The following is a 25,297-nucleotide window of genomic DNA, read 5'->3' on the forward strand; positions in this document are numbered from 1 at the left end:
GGGACCCCCGGTGCTCTTCCCCTTCATCACACGCCCGCGCCCTCGCCGCGGGCAATGGGAGGGCGCAACACAAAGGGGCGACGGGTTGTGCATCTGCATAGACTGAGCGGATGGCTTCAGGACAGGGCCCGGTGCGGGACGCGTGGGACAAGGGCAGGGCGCGGGCCGCCGCCGCGGCGGCGGCCGCTGGCACGAACCGCGGCACGACGGCGGGCGCTCCCCCAGGCCGGCCGGCGGCGGGAAGGCGCGGGGAGACCGCCGCCACCCCGGGGAACGACGATGCGGCGTGGCTCGGACTGCTCGCGTTGCTCCACGAGAACATCCCGTCCCTCGTCGACGACTTCATGGACGAGGTCCAGGCCCGCTCGCTCTACGCCGGGCTGCCCGTTGATCACGACGACATCCGGCGCACGGCGCCCCAATCCTTCGCGACCTTGCTCAGTTCCATCGCGGACCCGAGCGCCGACACCGCCGCGATGGCCCAGCGGCTCGGCGCCCGCCGCGCCCAGCAGGGGGTTCCCCTCGACGCGCTCACGGAGGCCGTGCGCATCGACCTGCAGCTCGTCTGGCGCCAGCTCAACCTCCTGGCCAGCCCCGAACAGGTGGGGCTCGTCGCCTCGCGCTTCGAGCACGTCATGCGCGTCCTGGACTCCTACGTGCTCGCCGTGCAAAAGGCGTTCCTCAGCGAACAGGCGGCCCTGGCCCGCGACGCTCGGCTTGGCACCGAGCGCGAGCTTGCCCACCTCTTCAACGCACCGGCGCTCAGCGAGGCCGAGCTGGAGCGCGTCGCGGCCGCCATGGGCGTCGCCACCCATGAGCCCTTCGAGCTCGCCGCGTTTTCAAACGCCAACGCCGCGGAGGCCCGGCGCATCGCCGAGGACGCCCTCGTCTCCGGGCGCGTCTTCTCCTATGCCTTCCGGGACATCGAGTGCCTGTTCTGGCTGCGGGACACCCGCCCGGACGCCGGACGCGGCACCCGGACGCTGCCACTGCTCGGCGCCGTGCCCGGCGTCCTCATCCCGGCCTCCGGTGTCTCGGACCTGCCCCGTGCGGCGGCGACGGGACGCGTCGTGCTCGAGGCGACGCCAGGCATCGACAGGCTGCGCCAGGTCCCAGAACTCTGGGCACCCCTTGCCGCGCACGCGCTCGACAGCGCCGCTCCCGGCACGGTGAGCGAGCTGCTCTCGGGGCTCGGGGACCTGGAGGACTACGAGCGCGAGCGCGTGCTCGCCACGGCCCGCGCCTACCTCGAGACAGGCTCGGTAAAGTCGGCGGCCGAGCTCGTCTTTTGCCACCGCAACACGGTGATCAACCGCCTTGCCGTGTTCAAGGCCCACACCGGGCTGGACCTGAACCTGCCCAGGCAGGCGGCCCTCGCCGTCGTGCTCTTGGACGCCCCAGGGCGCCCGCGCCCCTAGCCGCTCCCTCACCCCCATTGTGCAAAGGCACACCGCCCCTCCCGACCCCGGGGCACATTTCCATTGGATGGTGATCCGGAGCACAGAAGGATGGGTGTATCCCCACCGCACACCCCCCTGAGGAGAATTCCGTGACCTCGACGCACAGCGCGGCAGCGCCGCCCCAGACCACCGTGAAGGTGGCCGATAAGGACGTCCGCCGCATCGCCAACGCCGCCTTCGTCGGCACGGCCCTTGAGTGGTATGACTACTACCTCTTCGGCACCGCCTCCGCGCTGGTCTTCAGCCGCCTCTTCTTCTCCAGCCTGGACCCGACGGCGGGCGTGCTGGCCTCCCTCGCGACGTTCGGCGTGGGCTTCGCGGCCCGCCCCATCGGCGCCTTCATCTTCGGCGTGCTGGGCGATCGCATCGGCCGCCGCCCCACTCTCATCATGACCATCGTCTTGATCGGCGTGGCGACGGGCCTGATCGGCCTGCTGCCGACCTATGCCGTCGCCGGACTCTGGGCCCCCGCGCTCCTCGTGATCGTCCGCCTGCTCCAGGGCCTGGCCGTGGGCGGCGAGTGGGGCGGCGCCACGACGATGGCGATCGAACACGCGCCCGCCAAGAAGCGCGCCCGCTACGCCGCGCTCGTCCAGATCGGCTCGCCCGTCGGCACACTGCTCTCCTCCGGCGCCTTCGCGCTCGTCCTACTGCTGCCCTCCGCCACGTTCGACGCGTGGGGCTGGCGTATCCCGTTCCTGCTCGCCTTCCCCATGCTCTTGATCGCGCTCTTTATCCGCCTCAAGGTCGAGGAGTCCCCGGTCTTTGAGGAGCTCCTGAAGTCCGATCAGCGCGAGAAGGTCCCGGCCCTCAAGGTCTTCACCAAGGCCGGCGGGCGCCTGCTCGTCGCCGTGGCCGCGGCCTTCCTTGGCGTCGGTGGCTTCTACGTCATGAACACCTTTGTCGTCAGCTACGTCGCCAACAACCTGGGCCTCGACAAGCAGATCGCCGTCAACGCGACCCTCGTGGCCGCCGTGGTGCAGATCGTCGTCATCGTCCTCTTCGGCCGTATCGCCGAGAAGATCGGCCCCGGCCGCGTCACGATGATCGGTGGCCTCGCGACCGCCGTGGCCGCCTGGCCGCTGTTCTGGCTCATCGACACCCGCTCGCCCCTCGCGATCACGCTCGCCGTGGCCATCGGCATCGCGCTGCTGACCGTCACCTACGCCGTCACGGGCGCCCTGCTGACCGAACTGTTCCCGGCCCAGCTGCGCTACTCCGGCGTCTCGCTCGGCTACAACATCGCCGGCGCCCTCTCCGGCTTCCTGCCGCTCATCGCGGCCGGCGTCATCAGCGCCACGGGCGCCACGACCGCCACCCCGGCGGTCGTGATCCTCGTGATCATCTCCCTCATCACGGCCGTGGGCGGCTTCATCGGCGAGAAGCTGCGCGTCAAGGACGACACTGCCGTCGAGAGTGCCTGACACTCCCCCACACCAGCCGGTCTCCCCGCCGGCCTGCCGGCCGCGCTCCCCTTGGTCGGCCGGATGCAGGGCCCCGGACACGTCACCCGACGCGTCCGGGGCTCTGCCGCGTTCGGGAGAGTTTGCGTGCCTTGCGCCGTGAAGCGCGGGCCCATCACGGCGCAAGGCACGCAAAGTCTCACTGCGAGACTGCCGGGCTGCGGGGCTGGGCCTACCTGGCGATGCCCGGCGGCACTGGGCCTCGTGCAGCCCGGGAAAACCCCGGAAGAAATTACTAGGACATCCAACCTTTTCCGCGCGGCCCAAACGCGCTAGCGTGGGTCGCAAGCGTGAGCGGCGTCACCCGTCCGCGAGCGCCCGCCCGAGCACATCGCAGCAGCACCGAGACCCAGGAGCCCACCGTGCGCCACGTTCCCCATTGGATCAACGGCCAAGCCGTCGCCGGCACGAGCGGCCGCGCGGCCGACGTCTTCAACCCGAGCACGGGCGAGGTGCAGGCCACAGTGGACCTGGCCAGCACGGCGGAGGTCGCGCGCGCCGTGGAGGTCGCCAAGACCGCCCAGCTCCAGTGGGCCGCCATGAACCCGCAGCGCCGCGGCCGCATCCTCCTGAAGTTCGTGGACCTCGTCCGCGAGAACATGGACGACCTCGCCGCGCTGCTCTCGAGCGAGCACGGCAAGACCTACGAGGACGCCAAGGGCGACATCAACCGCGGCATCGAGGTCGTGGAGTTCGCGGGCGGCGGCGCGGCGCACCTGCTCAAGGGCGAGTTCTCCACGGAGGTCGGCTCCGGCATCGACACCCACTCGCTGCGCCAGCCGCTCGGCGTGGTCGCCGGCATCACGCCCTTCAACTTCCCGGCCATGATCCCGCTGTGGAAGTCCGGCCCGGCCCTCGCCGCCGGCAACGCCTTCATCCTCAAGCCGAGCGAGCGCGACCCGGGCGTGCCCCTGCGCCTCGCCGAGCTCTACCAGGAGGCGGGCCTCCCGGACGGCGTCTTCCAGGTCATCAACGGCGACAAGGAATCGGTGGACGCGCTCGTGGACCACCCCGACGTCAAGGCCATCGGCTTCGTCGGATCCACGCCCATCGCGCAGGCGATCTACACGGGCGCCGCGGCCGCCGGCAAGCGCGCGCAGTGCTTCGGCGGCGCCAAGAACCACCTCGTCGTCATGCCCGACGCGGACTTGGACCACGTCGCCGACGCCCTGCTCGGCGCCGCCTACGGCTCGGCCGGCGAGCGCTGCATGGCCATCTCCGTGGCCGTCCCGGTGGGCCAGGAGACCGCGGACGCCCTCGTCGCCAAGCTCGCCGAGAAGGCCGCCGCGCTCAACGTCGGCCCGAGCCTCCAGCCCGGCGCCGACTTCGGTCCCGTCGTCACGGCCGCCGCCAAGGAACGCATCGAGGGCCTCATCCAGCAGGGCGTCGACGCCGGCGCCACGCTGGTCCTCGACGGCCGCGGTGTGCAGGTCCCCGGTCACGAGAACGGCTTCTTCGTGGGTGCCACGCTCTTCGACCACGTCACGACCGACATGCCGATCTACACCGAGGAGATCTTCGGTCCGGTGCTCTGCGTGGTCCGCGCCGCCGACTTCGCCGACGCCCTCGGGATCGTGAACTCCAACCTCTACGGCAACGGGGTCTCGATCTTCACGCGCGACGGCGCCGCGGGCCGCGAGTTCGCCACGCAGGTGGAGGTCGGCATGGTCGGCATCAACATCCCCATCCCCGTGCCGATCGCGTACTACACCTTCGGCGGCTGGAAGGCCTCGGGCTTCGGCGACCTCAACCAGCACGGCCCCGACGCCTTCCGCTTCTACACGCGCACCAAGACCGTCACCACCCGCTGGCCGGAGGGCGTCTCCGACGGCGCCTCCTTCGTCATGCCGCAGGGCTCCTGATGCGCGACGACGCGCGCTCGCCCCTGGCCTCCCGCCTCGCCTCGGGTGCCGTCCCGGCACCGGGCGGCGTCTCGGTGCTCGGGGCCGGGGCCGCGGGCCAGCCGGGTCCCGACCACGCACCCTCCGGCGGCTCGGCGACGGGGACCGGCCACGCGGCGTCGGGCACCGGGGCGCCCGAGCCGACCGTCCTCGCCGAGGTGCGCGGGCGCCTCGGCCTCATCACGCTCAACCGGCCGCGCGCCGTCAACGCCCTGAACCACGAGATGGTGAACCTGCTCTGGTCGCAGCTCGTGCGATGGGCTGACGATCCGGCCATCGCCACGGTGGCCATCCAGGGCGCGGGCGAGCGCGGGCTGTGCGCTGGCGGCGACGTCGTGGCGATCCACGCCGACATGACACGCCCGGACCGCACGCCCACCGCGCCGTACGACACCATGGGCTTCTGGCGCGACGAGTACCGGCTGAACCTGCTCATCTCGCGCTACCCCAAGCCGTACGTGGCGCTCATGGACGGGCTGGTGCTCGGCGGCGGCATCGGCGTGAGCGCGCACGGCTCCTTCCGCGTCGTCACCGAGCGCACGCGCTCGGGGTTGCCGGAGACGCAGATCGGCTTTAGCCCCGATGTGGGCGGCACCTACCTCTTGGGCCACGCCCCGGGGGCGGCGGGCGCGCACGCGGCACTGACGGGCGCGCACCTGGACGCCGGGGACGCCCTGTACCTGGGGCTCGCCGACGCGTTCGTCCCGAGCGGCGCGCTGCCGGAACTGCTCGACCGGCTCGAGCGCGAGGAGCCGGGCGCGGTCATCGAGGCCCTCGCGGCCCCAGCGCCGCCGTCGGCGCTGCGGGACGGCGAGGCCTGGATCGAGGAGGCCTACGCCGGGCGCACCGCCCTCGACGTGGTGCGGGCCCTCGAGGCCTCGGAGGCCGAGGAGGCCCGGGGTGCCGCCGAGGTGATCCGCGGCAAGAGCCCCACGGCCGTGGCCGTGGCGCTGGCCGCCGTGCGGGCCGGCGCTGGCACCGACCTCGCCGGCGCCCTCAAGAACGAGTGGCGCGTCGGCTACCGCTTCCTGGGCGGGCACGACTTCGCCGAGGGCATCCGCGCCCAGGTCATCGACAAGGACCGCACGCCGAAGTGGGAGCCGGCGCGCCTCGAGGACCTCTCCCCCGGCACGGCCGAGGCCTACCTGGCACCGCTGCCGCACCTGCCGCTCGACCTCTCGCCGGTGGACGCCGTGATCCCGCCCGCCTGAGCACCGCCGCACCCACCCCACCGTTACACCCATCACCCAGGGAGAGCACATGGCACTCGAACTCAAAGACACCACCGTCGCGTTCGTCGGCCTCGGCCACATGGGCGGTCCCATGGCCGCCAACCTCGTCAAGGCCGGCGTCACCGTGCTCGGCTTCGACGTGGTCCCCGCCGCCCTGGAGGCGGCGGCCCAGGCGGGCGTCACCGTCATGCCCACCGCAGCCGAGGCGGCGGCCCAGGCCGACATCGTCCTGACCATGCTTCCCTCCGGCACGCACGTCATCGCCGCCTACGAGGATTCGCTGAACGGAACCCGGGGGATCCTGCGCGCCGCCAAGAAGGACTCGATCCTGCTTGACTGCTCCACGATCTCCGTGGACGAGGCGCGCACCGCCGCCGAGCTGGCGCACGCCGCCGGGCACCGCGCCGCGGACGCCCCGGTCTCCGGCGGCGTGGTCGGCGCCGAGGCCGGCACGCTCGCGTTCATGGTGGGCGGGCCGGAGGACGTCTACGCGGACGTCCTGCCGATCCTGGAGGTCATGGGCAAGCGGATCGTGCACTGCGGCGGCAACGGCCTGGGCCAGGCGGCCAAGGTCTGCAACAACATGATCCTGGCGATCAGCCAGATCGCTGTGGCCGAGGCGTTTGTGCTCGGCGAGGGCCTCGGCCTCTCGCATCAGGCGCTCTTCGACGTGGCCTCCAACGCCTCGGGCCAGTGCTGGGCGCTCACGACCAATTGCCCCGTGCCCGGACCGGTGCCGAGCTCACCCGCCAACCGCGACTACCAGCCGGGCTTCGCCGGGGCGCTCATGGCCAAGGACCTGGGGCTCGCGCTCGCCGCCATCGAGGCGACGGGGACCGCGGCCGAGCTGGGCCGTCACGCCGAGGAGATCTACCGCCGCTTCCGCGACGAGGACGGCGGGGCTGGCCGCGACTTCTCCGGCGTCATCACCACGATCCGCGAGCGCTCGGGCGCGGTGTGAGCGCAGCCGTCAGCCCCGCCGCGAGCCGCCCGGTGGCGCCCCGCGCCCCGGGTGCCGCACGCGCCGAAGGCGAGCTGGCGGCGTCGTGCATCCGGTTCCACGAATCGTCACCGCTTCGGCGCTTTGTCACCGTCCCGGTGACGGTGACAAAGCGCCAGGGCGGTGAGAAAACGCACGACGGCGGGTGGGCCACACCCAGCGCAGCCTCCCGCGGCTCAGTCCAGGGGCGCCGCGAAGTCCCCGGACTTCTGCCGGAAGCGCTGCAGGATGCGGTTGAGCGAGGCGACGTCGCGGGCGTTGAAACCCGTGCTCGCGAAGAGCTGCTCGTTCAGGGCCTCGGCGGCGGAGCGGGCCAGCTCGCGGCCCTCGTCGGTGAGGACCAGCAGCACGGTGCGTCCGTCGGTGGGGTGCGCCGTGCGCTCCACGAGGCCGTCCTTCTCCAGCCGATCCACGGCGCTCGTGACGGACGTGGGGTGCACCTGGAGCAGGCGCGAGGCGCGCGACATGGGCATCTGCGAACCGCGAGCGAAGCTGAGCAGCTGCAGCATCTCGAAGCGCGCGAACGTGAGCCCAAAGCCCTTCATGATCGCCTCGGCCCGGCCGATGAGGATCTGCTGCGCGCGCATGATCGAGGTGACGGCGGCCATGGGCTCGGCGTATTCGCCCCAGCCGTGGCGCTCCCAATTGCGCGCGGCCTCGGCGATCGGGTCGCGCGGCAACGGTTCCTGCACGGGGCCTCCTTGATGTCGGGGCGCTACGACGCCCCGCTCGGCGCGCATCCGCGCCGACGCTTCTTTCGCAGAATCCTACATTTCGGCCACCGTCGAAAGGACATGTCATGACCGCCGTTCAGCCCCGCCCCTCGGTTGCGCCCGTGGGGACGGCCCCCGCTCCCGGCAGCCGCCAGACCGGCATCGCCGGCGCCGGCGACTCCCCCAAGAGCTGGAACATCGCCGAGGGCAGCCGGGACCTGCTCGGAGCGGCGGAGATCCTGCCGGAGAACGAGCGCCAGCGACTCATCGAGATTGATGACTACCTGCAGGAGCACATCACGCACCAGTCCCTGGAGTTCTGGAACCGCGAGGAGTTCCCGCGGCACTGGCTTGAGGGGCTCGGGGAGCTGGGGCTCGGGCGGATCCAAACGGACGGGACGAGCCGCCTCTTCAAGGGCCTCGTCTACGCGGCGGTGGGGCGCGCCGACACCTCGCTGTGCGCGCTCGTCGGCATCCACAACGAGCTCATCGTGGGCATGATCGATCGGCTGGGTTCCGAGGAGCAGCGCGCCGAGTGGCTGCCGCGGCTGGAGGTCTTCGACGCGATCGGTTCCTTCGCGCTGACCGAGCCGGATCACGGCTCGGACGTGGCCGGCGGCCTGGCCACCACGGCGCGCCGCGAGGGAGACGAGTGGGTCATCGACGGAGCCAAGCGCTGGATCGGCGCCGGAACCATCGCCGACGTGGTGCTCACGTGGGCCAGGGACGTGGAGGACGGCGTCATCAAGGCCTTCCTCATCCGCTCCGAGCTGCCAGGCTTCTCCGCGAGCAAGATCGAGAACAAGGTGGGGTTGCGGATCATGCAGAACGCCAACATCGAGTTCGACGGCGTGCGGGTCGCCGAGGCGGACCGGCTCCCGGGCGGCGACGGCTTCGACAAGGCCAACGAGCTGCTCCTGGATTCCCGCGCGTGGGTGGGTTGGCAGGCCGTGGGCCTGGCGCACGCGGTGCTCGACGACGCACGCGCCTACTCGCTTTCTCGGCAGCAGTTTGAGAAGCCGCTGGCCAAGTTCCAGTTGGTGCAGCAGCAAATCGCCGACATCGCGGGGAACGCCACGGCGGCCATGGGCATGATGATCCAGATGGCCAGGCTGCAGGACGACGGGCGCCTCAAGATGGCGCAGACGGCGATGGCGAAGGCGACAGCCACGCGGTTAACGCGCGCAGCGGTGGCGCTGAACCGCGACCTGCACGGAGGCAACGGCCTCGTCACCGAACCGGGCCACCTGGCCTCGAAGCTCTGGGCGGACGCGGAGATCATCTTCACGTACGAGGGGACCTACTCGATCAATTCCCTCATCGTGGGGCGCGCGCTGACGGGGGTCTCCGCGTTCGTGTGACGTTCACGCGAGGTCATTCTCCGCACGGAGGGAAAGCTTGCTCCCACACCGCCGCCTTCTCAGCTTCGCCGAGGACGCCACCAACGACCAGGTGCTGACCGACCTCAAGCGGTCCGCCGTCGTCTGCGACCGCGGGGACACCCAAGACTCCGCGCTGCTCGCGGGCCAGAAGGGGATGGCCCAGGCCGCCCAGGATGCGGCCAATCAGAAGCTGCGCGTGCAGACCAAGGCAGAACGGAGCGAGAAGCGCGGGGAGCGGTGCGTGGCGTGCGCCGGGTGCACCCGGTCGCTCCGCTCGAACTTCGGAACCATGCAGAACACCTGTACCTGAGTGACGGTGAGAGCCGTACGTGCCCTCCGGGTCGGGCCCGAGAGACTACTACAAGGGTGAGCACGACCACTCTCTAAGTGAGCGCCACCCATGCGGAGTCGGTGCTATGATTTCGGGAGCCGAAACGCCCGGGGAATCGAGGGAACCGATTCTCCTGCGCCAGTGAATCGTTGGGGAACGATCACTTTCACGCGACTCTGCACGTCATCTCATCCATGAATCGGTGTTTTCATGCCTCAGAGCATCTTAGGATCCACGCGCCCTCCTCGCTCCTGGCGGGCGGCGCTCACCTCCGTCGCCATTGCCGTAACCGGCTTGGTGCCGGTGGCGGCCGGCGTCATCGTCGACGTGGCCGCCGCGCCTAGCGCGCAGGCGGCCGATGCGTTCTCATGCTCGCCCGGGACGATCTACGGCGTGACGTCGCCGGCGACCCGACCGCTGAGCGCGAGCGGGATGTACAAGGCCCTCACCACAGCGGGGACGGCCGTGATCAGCCCCCTGACGGGGCCGTCCTCGCTCCCCGGCCTCAGCGACTACGCCGGCGCCGGCAACCTAAACGGTCTAGCCCTCGATCTCACGGGCGCGAACGCGTATGCGTTCTTCCGCTACCAATCCATTGATTCGAACTACAAATTCCGATCCGCCAGGTACTCGACCGCAACGGATACCTGGAGCTGGATCGGTGGAACCACCACCACCTCCGTCGCATCGAGCCTCATCGCAGGCGCCGTTTCCCCCTCCACGGGCTCGTACATGGTGGGCGGCTACACCAAACCTGCGGGACAAACCAACTACTTCTTCACGCTCTTCAGCGTCAATGTGAGCACCGGTGCCGCCACCCAGCTCGGATCCTTCGACACCGGCCAAGGCACCAACGCCCTCAACGGCGACATCGTCTTCGACCGCGCGGGCAACCTGTACATCTTGGGAGCCGAGAACACCACGAGCACCACGAAGATCTGGATGCTTCCTGCCGCCGATCTGGCCAACGCCACCGCCGCCGCCAACGCCTCTGCCGTCCTCCCGGTCAAGGCACAGACGACATCCAGCATTCCCGTGGCCGCCTACAATGGCCTGGCCTTCGACGCCGACGGCACGGTGGTCCTGGGCACCGGCTCTGAGCTGTCGCGCTACGACCCCTCAACCTGGCAGGCAGCCACTACCAATCCGATGGCCATCAGCGGGACGGCACTTGTCAACAGCACGGACCTCGCCTCTTGCGCGATGCCCCCGACTCTCTCGGTGCGCAAGAACATCGAGGGCCGCGTCGCCGCAAGCGATCAGTTCACGCTGAGCGTGAATCGCCGTGGCAACACCAGTGCGGGTGTGACACTGAGCGCCACGACCTCCGGTGCAGCGACAGGCCTCCAGACGGCACAGACCGGCCCGGCGCCCGTTGCCGCCGGCGGCACCTACGACTTCCGCGAGGTCATGGCCGCAGGTTCTGCCACCACCGCGGCCAATCTGCCCCGCGACTACATCGCCACCTCCTCGTGCACGGCCGACTACGGCGACGGCGAGGGCCCACAGGCGCTGGGCACCGTCATGAATGGCACCACCGGTTCCGTCACCATGCCCACGCTGGCTTCCTTGCAGGCCGGCCAGAAGTCCCCCGCCGTGGTGTGCACTGTGACGAACACCCCGTCCACCGCGGACCTGACGGTCGCCAAGACGTGGTCCGTCACCTCCAACGGCAAGACCACCACCTACGCCGACGGCAAGCAGCCCGCGGGTCTCACCGCGGCGCTGAGCCTGGACACAGGAGCCGGGGCCGCGCAGGTTGCCTGGGGGACCAGGGTCACCGGGCTGAAGGCCGGCCAGAAGGTTGCCGTGTCGGAGAAGACCACCATCGACACGAGCCTGCCCGGCTGCAAGCTCATCTCTTCACAGCTCACCTCGTTCAACTCCGCGACCTTGGCGAGCAATGTCCCGACGTCGCTGACCATGATCGGCGGCAGCAACACCGCCACGGTCACGAATGCCGTCACCTGCGACACCACTCTGACCCTGAACAAGAAGGTGGTGGGTGGCACCGCCGATCCCGCCGCCTGGACGCTCACCGCGAAGACCTCCGGCGATACGACCGCGCTGACCGGCTCCACGGGCAAAACCGGCTCTGTGGTCCCCGGCACCGTCTATCAACTCGCCGAGAGCGGTGGCGATGCTCGCTACGTGCAGGACGATGTCCGCACTGCTGCGGAGTCCACGACCTCCCCGCTGGCGAGCGGCTCCTGGCAGTGCAAGGCCGTGGACGCCAACGGGGCCACGGTCGCCGACGGCGTCGGAGCTCGTGACGGGCTCAACGGCACCGTCACACCGAAGCTCGGCCAGACGATCGACTGCACCGCGACCAACCGCACCGCGTTCCTCACGATCCTGAAAGTCGTGGAGAACGTGAACGGCACCGGAACGGCGACGCCTGGTGACTGGAAGCTCACTGCCACTCCCGCCGCAGCCGGACTGACCCCGAGCACCGTGACGGGCTCCGCCACGTCGTCGGCCGCCAACAAGATTCAGGTCCGCCCGGGCTCCGGCTATTCGCTGAGCGAGGCCGGCGTGGGCGGGTACATCAATCGGGCTGTGCAGAAATTCACCGGCACCGATCCCACCAACGTTGCCCAGCTGGCGAACGACGCCAACTGGACCACGGTGGCCGACCCACGGGCCGCCGTCTCCGTGGCGGCGGACGGCCAGGCTGTGTACCGCTTCATCAACCGCGACGCGCAAGCGTTTGCCCTTCCGCTGACCGGCGGCTCCGGGGCTTCCCCGTACCTGATCGTCGGTTCGATTGTCGTTGCTCTGGCCCTAGGAACGGCCTGGCGACGACGCAGGTCCCAGCGCTCCAAGCGCTGACAAGTCACCACCTCAAGCCCAGGGGTGGTGCGGCGACGGACCTGCTCCGCCGGCCGAGTGCCACAACCCTGTCAACCACCAGAAAGAGACACCATGAAGTCATCGCTTCACCGCCGCAACCGCGGCCTGCGGGGCACCCTGGCGGCCCTCGGCGCGGCCGTGCTCGGCTCCGCCCTCGCGCTCGGCACGGCCGCTCCGGCCCACGCTGCGCAGAACATCGACCCGAATGCCAAGGGCTCCATCACGGTGCACAAGTTCGAGGAGCCGGTGACCCCCACGGGCCTGGCCCACGACGGTACGCAGCAGACCACTGCGGGGCTGACCCCCATCCAGGGCGTCACCTTCCAGGTGCAGAAGGTCAACGTCGACCTGACCGACTCCACCAAGTGGCAGGGACTCGAGAACTACACCGTGGCCCAGGCGCAGGCGAACCTCACCGGCACGCCCACCTCGGTCGTCACCGACGCCGCGGGCACCGCCGCCTTCCCCAACCTCACTGTTGGCCTCTACCTCGTGACCGAGACCGCCGCCCCGAGCAAGGTCGTCCAGAAGTCGGCGCCGTTCCTCGTCACCATCCCGCTCTCGGTGAAGAACGACTGGCTCTACGACGTCCACGCGTACCCGAAGAACACGGTCTCCAGCGTGAGCAAGGCCATCGATGACACCAAGGCGAACATCATCGGCGACCCGATCTCGTTCACCCTGACCGCCAAGGTCCCGAACCTGCCGGCCGCCCAGGCCCTCACGGCCTTCGGCTTTGTCGACACCATCGATTCCCGCCTGACGTACCAGAACGCCACCGTCACGGTGGCGGGCCTGACCCTGGCCGCCGCGGACTACACCATCACGGCCGGCCCGAACTTTAAGGTCGACTTCAGCGCCTCCGGTCTCGCCAAGCTCAAGACCGTCCAGGGCGCCGACGTGAAGGTCGTCATCAACACCGTCATCAACTCCATCGGCGACGGCACCATCAAGAACAAGACCCAGCTCTACGTCAACGACCCCAAGAACCTGGTGGACTCCAACGAGGTCTCCACCCCCTGGGGCGCCCTGAAGATCACCAAGGTCCAGAAGGCCGACACCACCAAGACGCTGGCCGGCGCCGAATTTGAGATCTACGCAACGGACGCCGCCGGTAACAAGACCGGCAACGCCCTCGTGAACCCGAAGACGGGTACCACCAAGTTCACGACCGGCACCGACGGCACCGTGAGCGTTGACGGCCTCAAGGTCGGCAAGTACATCGTCATCGAGACGAAGGCGCCGCTCGGCTACAAGCTGGATTCCACGCAGCGCCCCGTCACGATCGTGGCCGGCTCGACCGCCACGCCGGTGCAGCTGCAGGTGACCAACGACCAGGTGCCGCCATTCGAGCTGCCGCTGACCGGTTCCACCGGCATCGCGCTGTTCGTGGGCGTGGGCGTGGCGCTCATCGCCGCCTCGTTCCTGCTCGCCGCGGTGCGCCGCCGTCAGCAGCGCGCCTGACCCCGTCGGGCCCCGCTTCGGCGGGGCCCCGGCAAGCACCCGCGGCCGGGTGAGGGGGATCCCCCGGCCGCGGGCCTCGCCTCCCCCGCGCGGCGGTGGCGAGGACAACGGAGGACAGCAGAAGGACACGCTTGAGCATCATCGACGCTCCGCAGCCCGTCGCCGCCGCACCCACCCGGGGGCGGCGGCGTTCGGGCGTGTCCGCGTGGTTCACGGCGCTGCTGCTCGTGGTCGGCTCGCTCGTGATCCTCTACCCCTCCGCCGCGTCCTGGTTCAGCTCGGTGCTCCAGGCGCAGGAGGCGGATCGCTACGTCGACGCGGTGCAGGGCCTCACCCCCGATTCCCGCGATGTCGCGCTCGGCGAGGCCGAGCAGTACAACGCCACCCTGGCCTCCGGCGAGCGCGTGGTTGACCCCTTCGCCTCTCCTGACGCCAAGACCGTCAAGACCAACGACCCGTATTGGTCGCTGCTTGACCCCTCGGACGACGGGATCATGGCGCGCCTGCGTGTGCCGTCCATCGACGTGAACCTGCCGGTCTACCACGGCACGGGCTCGGACATCCTGCGCGACGGCATCGGGCATCTGCAGGGGACGGCCCTTCCCGTGGGCGGCGCCGGCACGCACGCCGTCCTCACGGGCCACCGCGGGCTGCCGGAGGCCACGCTCTTCACACACCTCGACAAGCTCGCCAAGGGCGACATGGTCTACATCGACGTCCTGGGCCGCACGCTCGCCTACCGGGTCACGACGAGCGAGGTCACGCTCCCCACGCAGACCGACACGCTGCGCCCGCAGCTGGGCCGCGACCTCATCACCCTCATCACGTGCACGCCGATTGGCGTGAACTCCCACCGTATCCTCGTCACCGCCGAGCGCGTGACGCCCACCCCGCCGGCCGCCTCCGTGGTGAAGACCGCGGTGGGCTTCCCGTGGTGGATGCTCATCCTCGGCGGCGTGCTGCTCGCCGCCACCGTGTACTTGCTCCTCGCCAAGCGTTCGGAGCGCCGCAAGGCGGCGCGGGAGGCCCTGCCCGACGACGCTGCGGCCGGGCCGGGCGCGCCCGTCTCGTCCGCGCGGCCCGCCTCCCCCGGCCCGGTTGCCTCGGCGGGGCGTCCCTCGGCGCCGACCGGCCGCCCCGCGGCGAGCGGGGAGGAGTTCCCGGTGGCGAGCGCCTACCCGCCGATCCTTCCGCCGCCGAGCCGCCACGCGGCGTCGGGCACGCCCCGCCCCATGCCAAGCACGGCGGACGGGCGGGCCGCCGACCGCCCGGCGCGTTCGGTGCGCGGCGCGGCGCGGCGCCGCCGCGACGTGGAGGAGGCGGACCTCGCCGCCCTGCTGCGCTGGGACGAGCCGGGCGCCACGTGACGCGCGAGGGGCCCGACGCCGCGTGGTAACCACGCGCCGTCGGGCCCCTCCCGTGTGGGCCGGCCCGCCTACTTGGCTGGACGGGCCGAGGCGAAGAGCTGGAAGCTCGTCGTGACGGGGGCGAAGACCTCGGGGGCCCCGCGGTCAACGCCGCCGGCCTGCCTCACCGTGAGGACGGCCTGGTGTTTGCCGCCCTTGAGGGCCGGGAGCGACGCGACGAGCTCCCTCGAGTCGCCCTTGGCGACCGCCCGGACGGGCACCGGCTGGCCGTCCACCGTGAGGGTGGCCTGCACCGGGAGCCTCCAGGAGGCGATCGCCTCGCCGGCGCCGCTCGTGCCGGCGGAACGGACCGCGCTCACGGTGCCGAGCGTGTGCTCGGTGGCCTTCTTGAGGTGCACGTCCTGCGATGCCTTGACGGAGGCCGTGACGTCCGCCTTGAGCGGCGCCGAGGTGCTCGGCAGCCACGCGTCGCGGGCGGTGCCCCAGCTCAGGCCATCGGCGGTGGAGCTGAGCTCGTAGTTGAGGCTGGTGGCCCGGCGCAGATCGTTGACGTCGATCCACGTCGCCTCGTGCTTGGCGCCGTCCACGCTCAGGGAGCGCGTGTAGCGCGGCAGCGACTCGTGGGCGCCGGCGGCCGTGATGGTGAGGCTCTTGTCGCCGAGGCGAAGCGTCGCCGCCTCGACCCGCGGCGAGTTCAGCGCCAGGAGGCCGGAACCGGGGGTCACGGGCTGGAAGCCGAGCGTGGCCATGACGTACCAGGACGAGAGCGTGCCGAGGTCGTCGTTGCCGACGCCGCCGCCGGGGTGTCGGGGAAGCGGTTGAGGTTGGCGGCCAGCACGTCGTTGACCTTGGCCGGTTGACCCACTGCGTTGTAGAGCCAGGGATTCATGATGGTGTGCTCGTTGCCCGGGTGGTAGCCGATGCTCGAGTAGTAGTCGCTGCCGCCGCGAGCCCAGCCGGCGGGGGTGGCGCCGGGCTTGGCCTTGAGGTCGTTCATCGAGAAGTGGTAGTCGAGGCGCTTGAGGAACTCCTCGCGGCCTCCCATCTTCTTCTGCAGACCCTCCACGTCCTGCATGGCCATCCATTGGTACTGCCAGGCCGTGCCCTCGTGGAACCCGGAGTCGAGGACCGTCGACTTCTCCGGGACGCTCACGAACGAGCCGTCCGGGCGCACCGCGTTGACCATGCCGGTGAAACCGCCCGTGAGCTTCACGTCCGGGTTCCACAGGCGCTGCCAGTTGGTGCCGCGCTCGCGGAAGGCCTCGCCGCCGTCGCGGCCCGTGCGGGCCGCCGCGTTGCCGATGGAGGCGTCGGAGACAGCAAACTCCATCGAGGCCGAGCCGCCGTGGCGGTACTCCTCGAACTGCTGGCCCAGGCCCGGCTCGCGCTCGGAGTAGAAGGGGATGTGACCGTTCTTGATCCAGAAGTCCGCGCTGCGGCGACCCACGGTCGCCACCCCGGCCGGCGGCGTGAAGGGCCCCAGCGTGCGCGCGGTGATGCGGTTGTTGCTGGCAGAGAGCCCGGTCACCGGCGCTTCGCCGCCGAGGAGTCGCCCTAGCTCCCCCGCGAGATCCACCCCCGGGTCGGCCGCGTTGCGCACCACCCACCCCCGCTCCACGGGAAGTCCGGCCGCGTCCATCGCCTCGCGGTAGCCGGCCTCGCGCTCGCGGGCGGTGTGGAGTTCACCGCGGTCGACCAAGCAGGCGATGCGCCGGTGCCCGCGGCGCAGCAGCTCGGCCACCCCAGCCGCCGCCCCCTCGCGGTTGGCCGTCACGACCGAGTCGGCCTCGCCCCGGGCCGGGCGATCGATCAACACGAGCGGCGTCCCCGCCCCGATCAAGGAGGCGGCCTCGGCCGCCCCGAGCCCCACGGGCAAGGTGGCAAGCATCGCATTTACCCCGTGCGCGGCGAGCGCGGCAAGCTGGGTCCGCGCCCGGCTCGGCTCCCCCGCCCCCGAGGCCACCAGGAGCGTCCACCCGCGCTCGAGGGCCGCGTCCTCGACGGCCCGGTGAATCTGCGTGTAGAAGGGGTCCGCCACGTCCTCGACCAAGAGGCCAAGCGCGGTGCCCTCCCCGCGGCGCAGCCGCGCGGCCGCCACGTTACGGCGATAGCCGAGCCGGGTGATGGCGTGTTCGACCGCCGCGCGCCGCTCGGCCGCCACCTCGGCGTGCCCGTTGAGCACCCGCGAGACCGTTCCCACCGAGACGCCGGCCGCCGCCGCGACGTCGGAGATGGTGGCCCGCCTCGCAGGCCCCTTTCCTGGCTCCTCGGCGCTCATCGACCGTCCCTTCCCACTGAAAGCTTGTCCCGCAGCCCGTCGCCGAGCAGGTTCAGCCCCAGCACCGTCAGCGCAATGGCCGCGCCGGGCCAGACGGTGAGCAGCGGCTGCGCCGCGAGGAAGGGCTGGGCCTCCTGCAGCATGCGGCCCCAGGACGGATCCGGCGGCGGCGTGCCGAGGCCCAGGTAGGACAGGGCGGCCTCGGCCAGGACCGCGAGCGAGAACGTCACGGTGCCCTGCACCAGGAGCAGCCCGGCGAGGTTCGGCAGGACGTGCAGCACGCCCACGCCCCACGCGGAGCGCCCCGAGGCACGGGCCGCCGCCACGAAGTCGAGCTGCATGATGGACAGGGTCGCCGCCCGGGCCACGCGCGCAAAACCGGGCACCGAGCCCAGCCCGATCGCCACCATGGCCGAGACGGTCCCTGCCCCGAACACCGCGGCAAACACGATGGCGAGCAGGAGCGCCGGGAAGGCCAGCAACAGATCCGAGAAGCGCAGGATCGCTTCCTCCACCCAGCCGCGCCGCATGCCGGCGATGATGCCGAGCGGCGTGCCGATCACCAGGGCGATCCCCACCGACACGAGCCCCACGAGCAGGGTCACGCGGGAGCCGGCCATGATCTGTGAGAACACGTCACGGCCGAACTTATCGGTGCCAAGCACGTGCCCGCCGCCGGGGCCCAGCAGCCGCTGGGAGGCGTCCGCGGCGATGGGGTCGAAGGGCGTCCAGAAGACGGAGACGAGAGCAAGCAGCACCACGGCGCCCGTGAGCACCGCGCCGATCCAGAGCGAGACGTTGAGCCGCCTCATGCTTCCGCCCCGACCACGCGCAGGCGCGGGTCAACCACGGCCTGGATCAGGTCCAAGGCCAGGTTCACCAGGACCGTGAAGGCCACGAGCACCATGACGATGCCCTGGATGGTCACCATGTCGCGCTGCCCCACGGCCTCCACCAGCAGCGAACCGACGCCGGGGATGTCGAACACCGACTCGATGACCACGGCCCCCACGAGCAGCGAGGAGAGCTGCACGCCCGCGACGGTCAGGACCGGCACCGCCGCATTGCGCAGCCCGTGGCGCACCATCGCCTCGGAGCGCGAGAGCCCTTTGGCGCGGGCCTCGCGCAGGAAGTCGGCGCCGGAGACGTCCAGCACCGCGGAGCGCACGTAGCGGGTGAGGATCGCGGCCTGCACGGCCGTCAGCGCCAGGACGGGAAGGACCAGCCTCGCCAGGAACGGGCCAAACGCATCGTTCGGCACCACCCAGCCGGACGGCGGCAGCCAGCCGAGCGCCAGGGAAAAGAGCAGGACGAGCAGCACGCCGGCCAGGAAGCCGGGCACCGCCATGAGCAGCTGCGAGCCCACCGTGATGAGGAAGCCGTCCAGCTGGCCGCGGCGCAGCGCCGCCCAGGTCCCGAGCACGGTGGCCACGAGCAGCGCCAACACCACGGAGGGGATGACGAGCCACAGGGTCACATTGGTGCGGTCCAGGATGATCGCGCTCATGTCCTGCCCGGACACGAAGCTCTCGCCGAAGCGGCCCGTCAGCAGCCCGCCCATCCACTCGCCGTATTGGACCAGGAGCGGCCGGTCGAGCCCGAACCGCTCGCGCGTTGCGGCCACGGCCTCGGGCGTCGCGTCGACGCCGAGCGCCACCTGGGCGGGGTCGCCCGGGACGAGTCGCAGGAGCACAAAGATCAGCACCGACGCCAGGAACAGGGTCAACGACGTGCGCGCCACGGCGAGCGCGATGCCGCGCCACAGCCCGCTCACGCCTTCACCACCCGGGAGAGGTTCAGCGCCGTGGTCGGCGAGTTCACGGGCAGCCCCTGCAACGAGGCCCGCATGAGGCTGAGCGCCGGAAGCAGGAAGAGGGTGTCGGCCGCGGCGTCCTCGACGATCGCGGTGCGCACCACCTCGCGCATCCCGGCCACGAACTCCTCGGTGCTTCCAGCATCGGCGCGGGCCGCGATCGAGGCGACCCGGGCGCCGTCGTACCCCAGGTAGTACCCCGAGGACAGGAGGGTGAGCAGGTCGTCCGGCTCCACGTGGCCGATGACCGACATCTGGTAGTTGTGCGTCGTCAGGACCTCCTGCAGCCACACGGCCGGGAACTCCTGCACCGTGATCTTGACCGTGAGGCCCACCTTGGTGAGATCGGAGGCCACGGCCTGGGAGGCGGCGACGGCGTACGGCAGGTCCGGCACGGAGAAGATCACCGTGCTGCCGTAGACCCCGGCCTCCTTCAGCAGCGCCGTGGCGCGCGCCGGATCGTACGGGTACGCGCCGTTCAGGTCCTCGTAGTAGGGCGAGGTGGGCGGCACGGGGGCGCCGATGAGCGTGCCGCGGGCGTCGTAGGCGGTGGCCATGACGCCGGCGCTGTCCACGCCGTACATGACGGCGCGCCGAACGCGCACGTCGTCGAACGGCGCGGCCTGGTTGTTCATGGAGAGCACCACCTCGCCCGTCGAGGTGCCCTGCGTGATCCGGTAGTCGGCGTTCTTCTCGAAGGGCGTGACCAGCTCTGGGCTCGCGAGTCCCACCACGGCGTCCACGGCACCGCCGCGCAGGGCGTTCACGGCCGTGGTGTTGTCCGCGTAGTAGCGCAGGGTGACCTGCGGGGAGGCGGCCGGCTCGCCCCAGTAGTCGGCGCGGCGCGTGAGCGCGAGCGACTGCCCCGTCTTCCAGCTCGTGACCTCGAAGGGTCCGGTCCCCACCGCGGCGCCCTTGAGGCCCGTGACCGCCGAGGGCGTGAACATGGCGCCGATGAGCGTGGCGAGCGAGCGCAGCCAGGCCTGCGAGGGGCGCTTGAGCACCGCGACCGCGACGAGCGGATCGGGCGTCTCCACGCGCTCGAGGACGGCCATGCCGGCCTTGAGACCGTTGGTCCAGGCGTCCGAATTCACGCGCTCGAGCGAGAACTTCACGGTCGCCGAGGTGAATTCGTCGCCGTTGGAGAAGCGCACGCCCTTCTGCAGCTCAAAGGTGTAGCGCGTGCCCGATTCGTCCACGCTCCACGCGCTCGCGAGCGCCGGGACCAGCTCGCCGTCGTCGTTCACGGCGACGAGACCTTGATAGACGTTGCCCATGAGGGCCTGCGGGATCGCGGCACCCGAGGTGGTCGTGAAGTCGAGGTTGGCCGGCGGGGCGGTGAGCGCGAGGGTCACGGAGCCGGGCGGGGCCGCGGCGACGGCGTCGCGCGCCGTGTGCCCGGCGTCGCAGGCGGTCAGCAACCAGGCCGAGGCGGCCGCCGTGACGCCGCCGGCCAGGACCGCGCGGCGGCTGGGACCGGCGCCCGGCAGGGCCGGGGCGGCCAAGGCACGACGGCGCGGGGCCGGGTTCGTGCCAGGGGTGCGGGTGGGCACGCGAGCGACTCCTTGGGGTGCGAGGCCCGGAGGGTGATGAAGGCACCGGGCGGTTCAAGGGTAGTCCCCGGTCTTCCCGCGGGGCCTTAGCGATTCGCGTACGCGTAGACCACGAGCAAGACGGAGAGCGCAAGGAAAGGTAGGCAGGCGAGCACGTTGAGCCACTTGTGTTCCATGAGCACGGCCACGAACTCGCGCAGGAACGCGCTGGGCCGGTAGTAGCGCGCGGTCGTGGCCCCCACGACGTCGGCCGGGAAGCCGAGCTTGCGGGTCAGCATGGCGCTCCGCAGCACGTGGTAGTCGTTCGTGACGGCGATGAGCGCACCCGTGCGGCCCGCCTCGAGCTGCAGATCGCGCGAGAAGCGCAGGTTCTGCTCCGTGTTGACCGCCCGGTTCTCCACGACGAGGTCGGCGCTCGGCAGGCCCCGGTCTAGAAGGTACTCGGCCATCGCGGCGCCCTCCGACTGCTCCTCGTCCGGGCCCTGACCGCCGGACGGGATGACGAGCGGCCTCGGTTCGGTCGCCTCGTAGAGATCGAGGGCTCGATCCAGCCTCGCCCGTAGCAAGGGCGGGACCTTGCCGTTGATGATCTTGGAGCCGAGCACCACGATCGCGTCCGGGCTGTAGGCCGGGTGCATGCGGGCATAGGCGACGGCGTAGGCGAGAAACACCACGAAGACGCCGCCGGCGTAGGAGCTCAGAAAGAACAGGAGCACCGCGATGCCGGTGGCGGTCGGCTCCCCCGTGCCCACGAGCAGGACCGCCACGACGGGCAGCACGAACACCGCGACACCGGCCGCGAGGGAGAGGAGATTGCCGAGGCTGCGGCCCTCGAGCCGCCACATCGTGATGCCGTTGGCCACCAGATAGCCGCCCAGCACCACGACCGCGAGGGGCGTGAGCAGGATCAGCGCGAGCCACACAGAGGAGGTCCACGGGAACCACCTGGAGAGCACGTCGGCGGCCCCCAACAGCAGGCAGAGCACCGCAAAGACCATGACGAAGCCGTTGCGCAGGCGCCGCCGATCCCGGCGATACATGAACACGAATAGCAGCAGCGACAGGACGCCCACCCCAAGCAAGATCACCCGGCAAGCCTACGGAGAAACCGCCGGTCACCGCGGCGCCATTTTCTCACTTTGTTATTGTAGGAAAATGGCTTCCACGTCGAAACACACGCACGCAAGCCCATCCGCCGAGGGGGCGCCCACCGATCAGCGCGAGCACCATCCGGGCATCGCACCATGGGTCTTCTGGCCCACCGCCATCCTCGTCCTGGCCTTCGTGGCCGCGACGATCATCAACCCGGACGCCATGAGCGCCGGCATCGGTGCGGTGCAGGGCGCCATCATCGCGAACTTCAGCTGGTGGTACATCCTCCTAGCGTTCGGCTTTGTCCTCTTCTGCATCTATCTGGGCCTCTCCCGCAAGGGCAACGTCAAGCTAGGCCGCCCCGAGGATGAGCCCGAGTTCTCGCTCGTGAGCTGGTTCTCGCTGCTCTTCGCGGCGGGCATGGGCATTGGACTTGTCTTTTACGGCGTCACCGAGCCGCTCACCCACTACGCCACGCCGCGGCCGAGCCTCAACACCGAGGGCATGTCCCAGGGCGCCATCGCCCAGGAAGCCATGGCCACCACCTTCCTGCACTGGGGCTTCCAGCCGTGGGCCATCTACGTGGTCGTGGGCCTCGCCCTGGCCCACGCGATCCACCGCCGAGGGCGCCCCCTGGCCGTGCGCTGGGCCCTCGAGCCGCTGCTCGGTGAGAAGGCCGTGCGCGGCGGCTGGGGCAACGCCGTCGACGTCATCGCTCTCGTCGGCACCGTGTTCGGCGTGGCCACCTCGCTTGGCCTCGGCGTCACGCAGATCGCAGCGGGCCTGGCCTCGCTGGGGGTCGTGGACCCGAACAACCATTGGATCGAGTACGCGATCATCGCGCTCGTGACGTGCGTGGTGCTGTGGTCCGTGCTGTCGGGAGTGGCCCGCGGCATGAAGCTGCTCTCCAACACCAACCTCATCCTGGCCGCGGGCCTGCTGCTCTTCGTCCTCATCGTCGGGCCAACGCAGTTCCTGGCCAAGGAGATTGTGCAGTCGGTGGGTCACTACCTGCAGAACTGGCTCGGCATGTCCACGGACGCCTCCGCCTTCGCTGGAGCCGACGGCGCCGCCTGGCAGGCCTCCTGGTCCACGTTCTACTGGGGTTGGTGGATGAGCTGGGCGCCGTTTGTCGGCGTCTTCATCGCGCGCATCTCCCGCGGTCGCACAGTCAAGGAATTCGTCATGGGCGTCATGCTCGTGCCCGCGCTCATCACCTTCGTGTGGTTCGGTGTGCTGGGTGGCACCGCGATCTCCAACGAGATGAACCGCCCCGAGGGCTATGCGAGCGTCATCGGAGCCGACGGCGCCGTGGACGCCAACTCCGCTCTCTTCCAGGTGCTCGAACAGCTCCCGGCCGGCGGCATGCTCGTGGTCGGCGCGATCCTGCTCTCGGCGATCTTCTTCGTCACCTCGGCCGACTCGGGCTCGCTCGTCATGGCGATGCTTGCCACGGGCGGTGACGCTGAGCCGCGCCCGTGGATCCGCGTGTTCTTTACGCTGGCGACCTCCGGACTGGCGGCGGCCCTGCTCCTGGCGGGTGGCCTCTCCGCGATCCAGACCCTGGCGATCACGATCGCCCTGCCGTTCAGCGTGATCATGGTGCTCATGTGTATCGCGACGGCTAAGGCGCTCGCGCGCAACGTGGCACGCGCAGATCGGCTGCGGCGAGACGCCCTCGTGGCCGATCTCAAGGAGAAATTCAACCTCGACTCCGACGATGACGCGGTGTCCTCCGAACAGCGCCTCGCCGATCGCTGGTGGTCAGGGCTGACCTCAAAGCGCCGCCGAACCTTGGTTCAAGGGCTCACGCACGTAGCGGACGCGCTCCCCGAGCGGGAGCGGCGCCGCCTCTTCGGGCGTGCCTTGCCCGGCTCGCCTGGCAAGAGCACGACGGCGGGCGGCCGGGACAGCGCCCACGTCGCCGCGGCTGGTGGGGACGCGCGGGGCGACGGCGCGGCCTCGGCTTCGCACCCCGGCTCCACCCCGGGCGAGGCCCCGGCCTTGGGCGAACGCCGGGACGCCGGGGACTGAGAGTCGGTCCCGCGCTGCCGAGGAACGACGGCGGGGGCCGGGTCACGTGACCCGGCCCCCGCGCCGTCGAGCACTCAACAGCGACGTCAGCGGCGCCAGGCCTGGAGCTGCTCGGTCGCGGTGTCCTCGAGGGCCATCTGCCAGAGCGGACCGAAGCTCACCCGGCGCACACCGAGGGCCCTGAGCTCCGCGAGCCCGCCGGCCGGGGTGGCATTGACCGGGTGGGCCGTGACGTTCACCGGCACGGAGACGGCGTCCACGACCGCCTTGATCGAGGCGGCGTCCGGGAGCTTGACCGGGTAGACGGAGAGCGCCCCAGCCTCCGCCATGGCCTGGCACCGCGCGATGGCTTCGGCCAACGGATCCTCGTAGAGCGCGGTGCCGTGCACCATCGCGTCGGTGCGGCCGTTCACCACAAACGGAACTCCGAGTCCGGCGGCAGCCTGGACCATGGCCTCGATGTAGTCGACGTGTTCGCGCAGGCTGCGCACGCGGTCGTCGTCATGGTGGACGGTGTCCTCCACGTTCAGGCCCACGGCACCGGACTCCACGGCCAGGCCCACGATCTCATCCGGCGAGAGGCCGTAGCCGGCTTCCACATCCACACTCACGGGGATGTTCACGGCCTCGGCGATGCGCTCCACCTGGCGCATGTACTCGACGAGATCTTGCTTCTCGCCGTCCGGAACGCCGAAGGCGTTGGCGACGGGATGGGAGCCGATGGTCAAGCCCTTGAAGCCTGCGGCCTCGGCCAGCCGGGCGCTCCAGGCATCCCAGACGGTGGGCAAGACGATCAGCTCTCCCGGGGCGTGCAGGTCGACAAACTCCTGGCCTCGCTTGGTCACGTTTACGGTGCTCATGCTGTGCTCCTTCGCGTTCTCGGCTTGATGGGGGTGTTCGGCCGGGTGCTTCAGGCAGTGATGTTTGTAAGCCTCCCACCGACGGCTGCGCTTGGCCAGGGGTAGGTGACGAGCAAGGTCATGCCTGGGGACGGGTGCGAGCGGCGGCGAGTACGAACCGACCGGAGGCATCATGAAGCGGGCCCGCGGAGCTGGGCTCGACCGCCGACGACGCCCGGGCGGCACGTCTCTGCCGGGCCGGATTCCCCACCCGGCCAGCTGGCGCAGGCGTGTCCTTCCGATGGGGCGAATCGTCCTCAGCCGGGGGCGCGTCTAGCCGGTGGGGCGGTAGTGGGCGCGGGTGGGTGGTGTCCAGGAGGGTTCGACGGTGTATTTCTGGTCGAAGCGCACGTGGGTGCCTGAGTGGTGGGTGACTTTGAGGCGTCCGCGGTCGATTTCGTGGTGGTGGAAGTTGCACAGCAGGATCGCGTTGGTGATGTTGGTTTTGCCGCCGTCTTGCCA

At 70.6% G+C, this 25,297-nt stretch carries 19 protein-coding genes and 1 pseudogene; 11 read left to right on the plus strand and 9 right to left on the minus strand.

Annotated features, from left to right (window positions below; genetic code table 11):
• Positions 1-110 precede the first annotated feature (110 nt).
• The 5 genes from DWB68_RS13455 (at position 111) to mmsB (ending at position 7,017) form a co-directional block, all read left to right on the plus strand.
• Positions 111-1,418 (plus strand): helix-turn-helix domain-containing protein, encoded by a 1,308-nt coding sequence (locus DWB68_RS13455; protein WP_147391691.1) that lies wholly within the window; start codon positions 111-113, stop codon positions 1,416-1,418.
• A gap of 131 nt (positions 1,419-1,549) precedes the next feature.
• Positions 1,550-2,884: an MFS transporter gene (locus DWB68_RS13460; RefSeq protein WP_119425638.1), complete on the plus strand. Its 1,335-nt coding sequence runs from the start codon at positions 1,550-1,552 to the stop codon at positions 2,882-2,884.
• A gap of 401 nt (positions 2,885-3,285) precedes the next feature.
• Complete coding sequence (locus DWB68_RS13465; protein ID WP_119425639.1) at positions 3,286-4,785, plus strand: CoA-acylating methylmalonate-semialdehyde dehydrogenase; 1,500 nt, start codon at positions 3,286-3,288, stop codon at positions 4,783-4,785.
• Positions 4,785-6,035, plus strand: a complete 1,251-nt coding sequence (locus DWB68_RS13470; RefSeq protein ID WP_199700460.1) for a 3-hydroxyisobutyryl-CoA hydrolase — start codon at positions 4,785-4,787, stop codon at positions 6,033-6,035. Before DWB68_RS13465 ends, DWB68_RS13470 begins: the two co-directional genes overlap by 1 nt.
• Before the next feature lie 49 nt (positions 6,036-6,084).
• A complete protein-coding gene (gene mmsB, locus DWB68_RS13475) occupies positions 6,085-7,017 on the plus strand; it encodes a 3-hydroxyisobutyrate dehydrogenase (protein ID WP_119425640.1) in 933 nt (310 codons plus the stop codon).
• Positions 7,018-7,232: 215 nt separating this feature from the next.
• On the opposite strand, the gene DWB68_RS13480 is transcribed toward mmsB, so the two are convergent.
• Positions 7,233-7,796, minus strand: a complete 564-nt coding sequence (locus DWB68_RS13480) for a MarR family winged helix-turn-helix transcriptional regulator (protein WP_407645707.1) — start codon at positions 7,794-7,796, stop codon at positions 7,233-7,235.
• A 59-nt stretch (positions 7,797-7,855) separates the two neighbouring features.
• On the opposite strand from DWB68_RS13480, the gene DWB68_RS13485 reads away from it, so the two are divergent.
• The 5 genes from DWB68_RS13485 (at position 7,856) to DWB68_RS13505 (ending at position 15,166) form a co-directional block, all read left to right on the plus strand.
• On the plus strand, positions 7,856-9,130 hold the full coding sequence (locus tag DWB68_RS13485) for an acyl-CoA dehydrogenase family protein (RefSeq protein ID WP_119425642.1): 1,275 nt from the start codon (positions 7,856-7,858) through the stop codon (positions 9,128-9,130).
• A 37-nt stretch (positions 9,131-9,167) separates the two neighbouring features.
• Positions 9,168-9,461, plus strand: coding sequence for a hypothetical protein (locus DWB68_RS13490; protein ID WP_119425643.1), 294 nt, complete (start codon positions 9,168-9,170; stop codon positions 9,459-9,461).
• Between the two features lie 231 nt (positions 9,462-9,692).
• A complete protein-coding gene (locus tag DWB68_RS13495) occupies positions 9,693-12,314 on the plus strand; it encodes an LPXTG cell wall anchor domain-containing protein (protein WP_147391692.1) in 2,622 nt (873 codons plus the stop codon).
• Positions 12,315-12,407: 93 nt separating this feature from the next.
• On the plus strand, positions 12,408-13,799 hold the full coding sequence (locus DWB68_RS13500) for a SpaH/EbpB family LPXTG-anchored major pilin (protein ID WP_119425645.1): 1,392 nt from the start codon (positions 12,408-12,410) through the stop codon (positions 13,797-13,799).
• Between the two features lie 131 nt (positions 13,800-13,930).
• Positions 13,931-15,166: a class C sortase gene (locus DWB68_RS13505; RefSeq protein WP_119425646.1), complete on the plus strand. Its 1,236-nt coding sequence runs from the start codon at positions 13,931-13,933 to the stop codon at positions 15,164-15,166.
• A 68-nt stretch (positions 15,167-15,234) separates the two neighbouring features.
• Here the strand turns inward: DWB68_RS13505 and DWB68_RS17055 are convergent, their stop codons facing one another.
• The 6 genes from DWB68_RS17055 to DWB68_RS13535 all read right to left on the minus strand — a co-directional run bounded on the left by DWB68_RS17055 (position 15,235) and on the right by DWB68_RS13535 (position 21,898).
• Positions 15,235-15,915, minus strand: a complete 681-nt coding sequence (locus tag DWB68_RS17055) for a glycoside hydrolase domain-containing protein (RefSeq protein ID WP_199700461.1) — start codon at positions 15,913-15,915, stop codon at positions 15,235-15,237.
• Positions 15,888-17,444 carry a glycoside hydrolase domain-containing protein gene (locus DWB68_RS13515; RefSeq protein ID WP_119425647.1) on the minus strand — a complete coding sequence of 519 codons (1,557 nt, stop codon included), beginning with the start codon at positions 17,442-17,444 and terminating at the stop codon, positions 15,888-15,890. The genes DWB68_RS17055 and DWB68_RS13515 overlap by 28 nt, the downstream gene beginning before the upstream one ends.
• On the minus strand, positions 17,441-18,256 hold the full coding sequence (locus DWB68_RS13520; protein WP_119425648.1) for an ABC transporter permease: 816 nt from the start codon (positions 18,254-18,256) through the stop codon (positions 17,441-17,443). Before DWB68_RS13520 ends, DWB68_RS13515 begins: the two co-directional genes overlap by 4 nt.
• Complete coding sequence (locus DWB68_RS13525) at positions 18,253-19,218, minus strand: ABC transporter permease (RefSeq protein ID WP_407645708.1); 966 nt, start codon at positions 19,216-19,218, stop codon at positions 18,253-18,255. Before DWB68_RS13525 ends, DWB68_RS13520 begins: the two co-directional genes overlap by 4 nt.
• Complete coding sequence (locus DWB68_RS13530; protein ID WP_233548816.1) at positions 19,215-20,810, minus strand: ABC transporter substrate-binding protein; 1,596 nt, start codon at positions 20,808-20,810, stop codon at positions 19,215-19,217. Before DWB68_RS13530 ends, DWB68_RS13525 begins: the two co-directional genes overlap by 4 nt.
• 86 nt (positions 20,811-20,896) lie before the next feature.
• Positions 20,897-21,898, minus strand: a complete 1,002-nt coding sequence (locus tag DWB68_RS13535; protein ID WP_233548818.1) for a YdcF family protein — start codon at positions 21,896-21,898, stop codon at positions 20,897-20,899.
• A 67-nt stretch (positions 21,899-21,965) separates the two neighbouring features.
• Between DWB68_RS13535 and DWB68_RS13540 the strand changes: the two genes are divergently transcribed.
• On the plus strand, positions 21,966-23,936 hold the full coding sequence (locus DWB68_RS13540) for a BCCT family transporter (protein WP_119425649.1): 1,971 nt from the start codon (positions 21,966-21,968) through the stop codon (positions 23,934-23,936).
• An 86-nt stretch (positions 23,937-24,022) separates the two neighbouring features.
• On the opposite strand, the gene DWB68_RS13545 is transcribed toward DWB68_RS13540, so the two are convergent.
• Together DWB68_RS13545 and DWB68_RS16315 are read right to left on the minus strand one after the other, a co-directional pair.
• Entirely contained in the window at positions 24,023-24,796 is a 774-nt protein-coding gene (locus tag DWB68_RS13545) for an isocitrate lyase/PEP mutase family protein (protein WP_119425650.1), read from the minus strand.
• A gap of 312 nt (positions 24,797-25,108) precedes the next feature.
• Positions 25,109-25,297 (minus strand): annotated as a pseudogene (locus DWB68_RS16315) (hypothetical protein); the annotation flags it as partial.

The organism is Galactobacter valiniphilus (assembly GCF_003575975.1).
In the GTDB taxonomy this organism is placed as follows: Bacteria; Actinomycetota; Actinomycetes; order Actinomycetales; family Micrococcaceae; genus Galactobacter; species Galactobacter valiniphilus.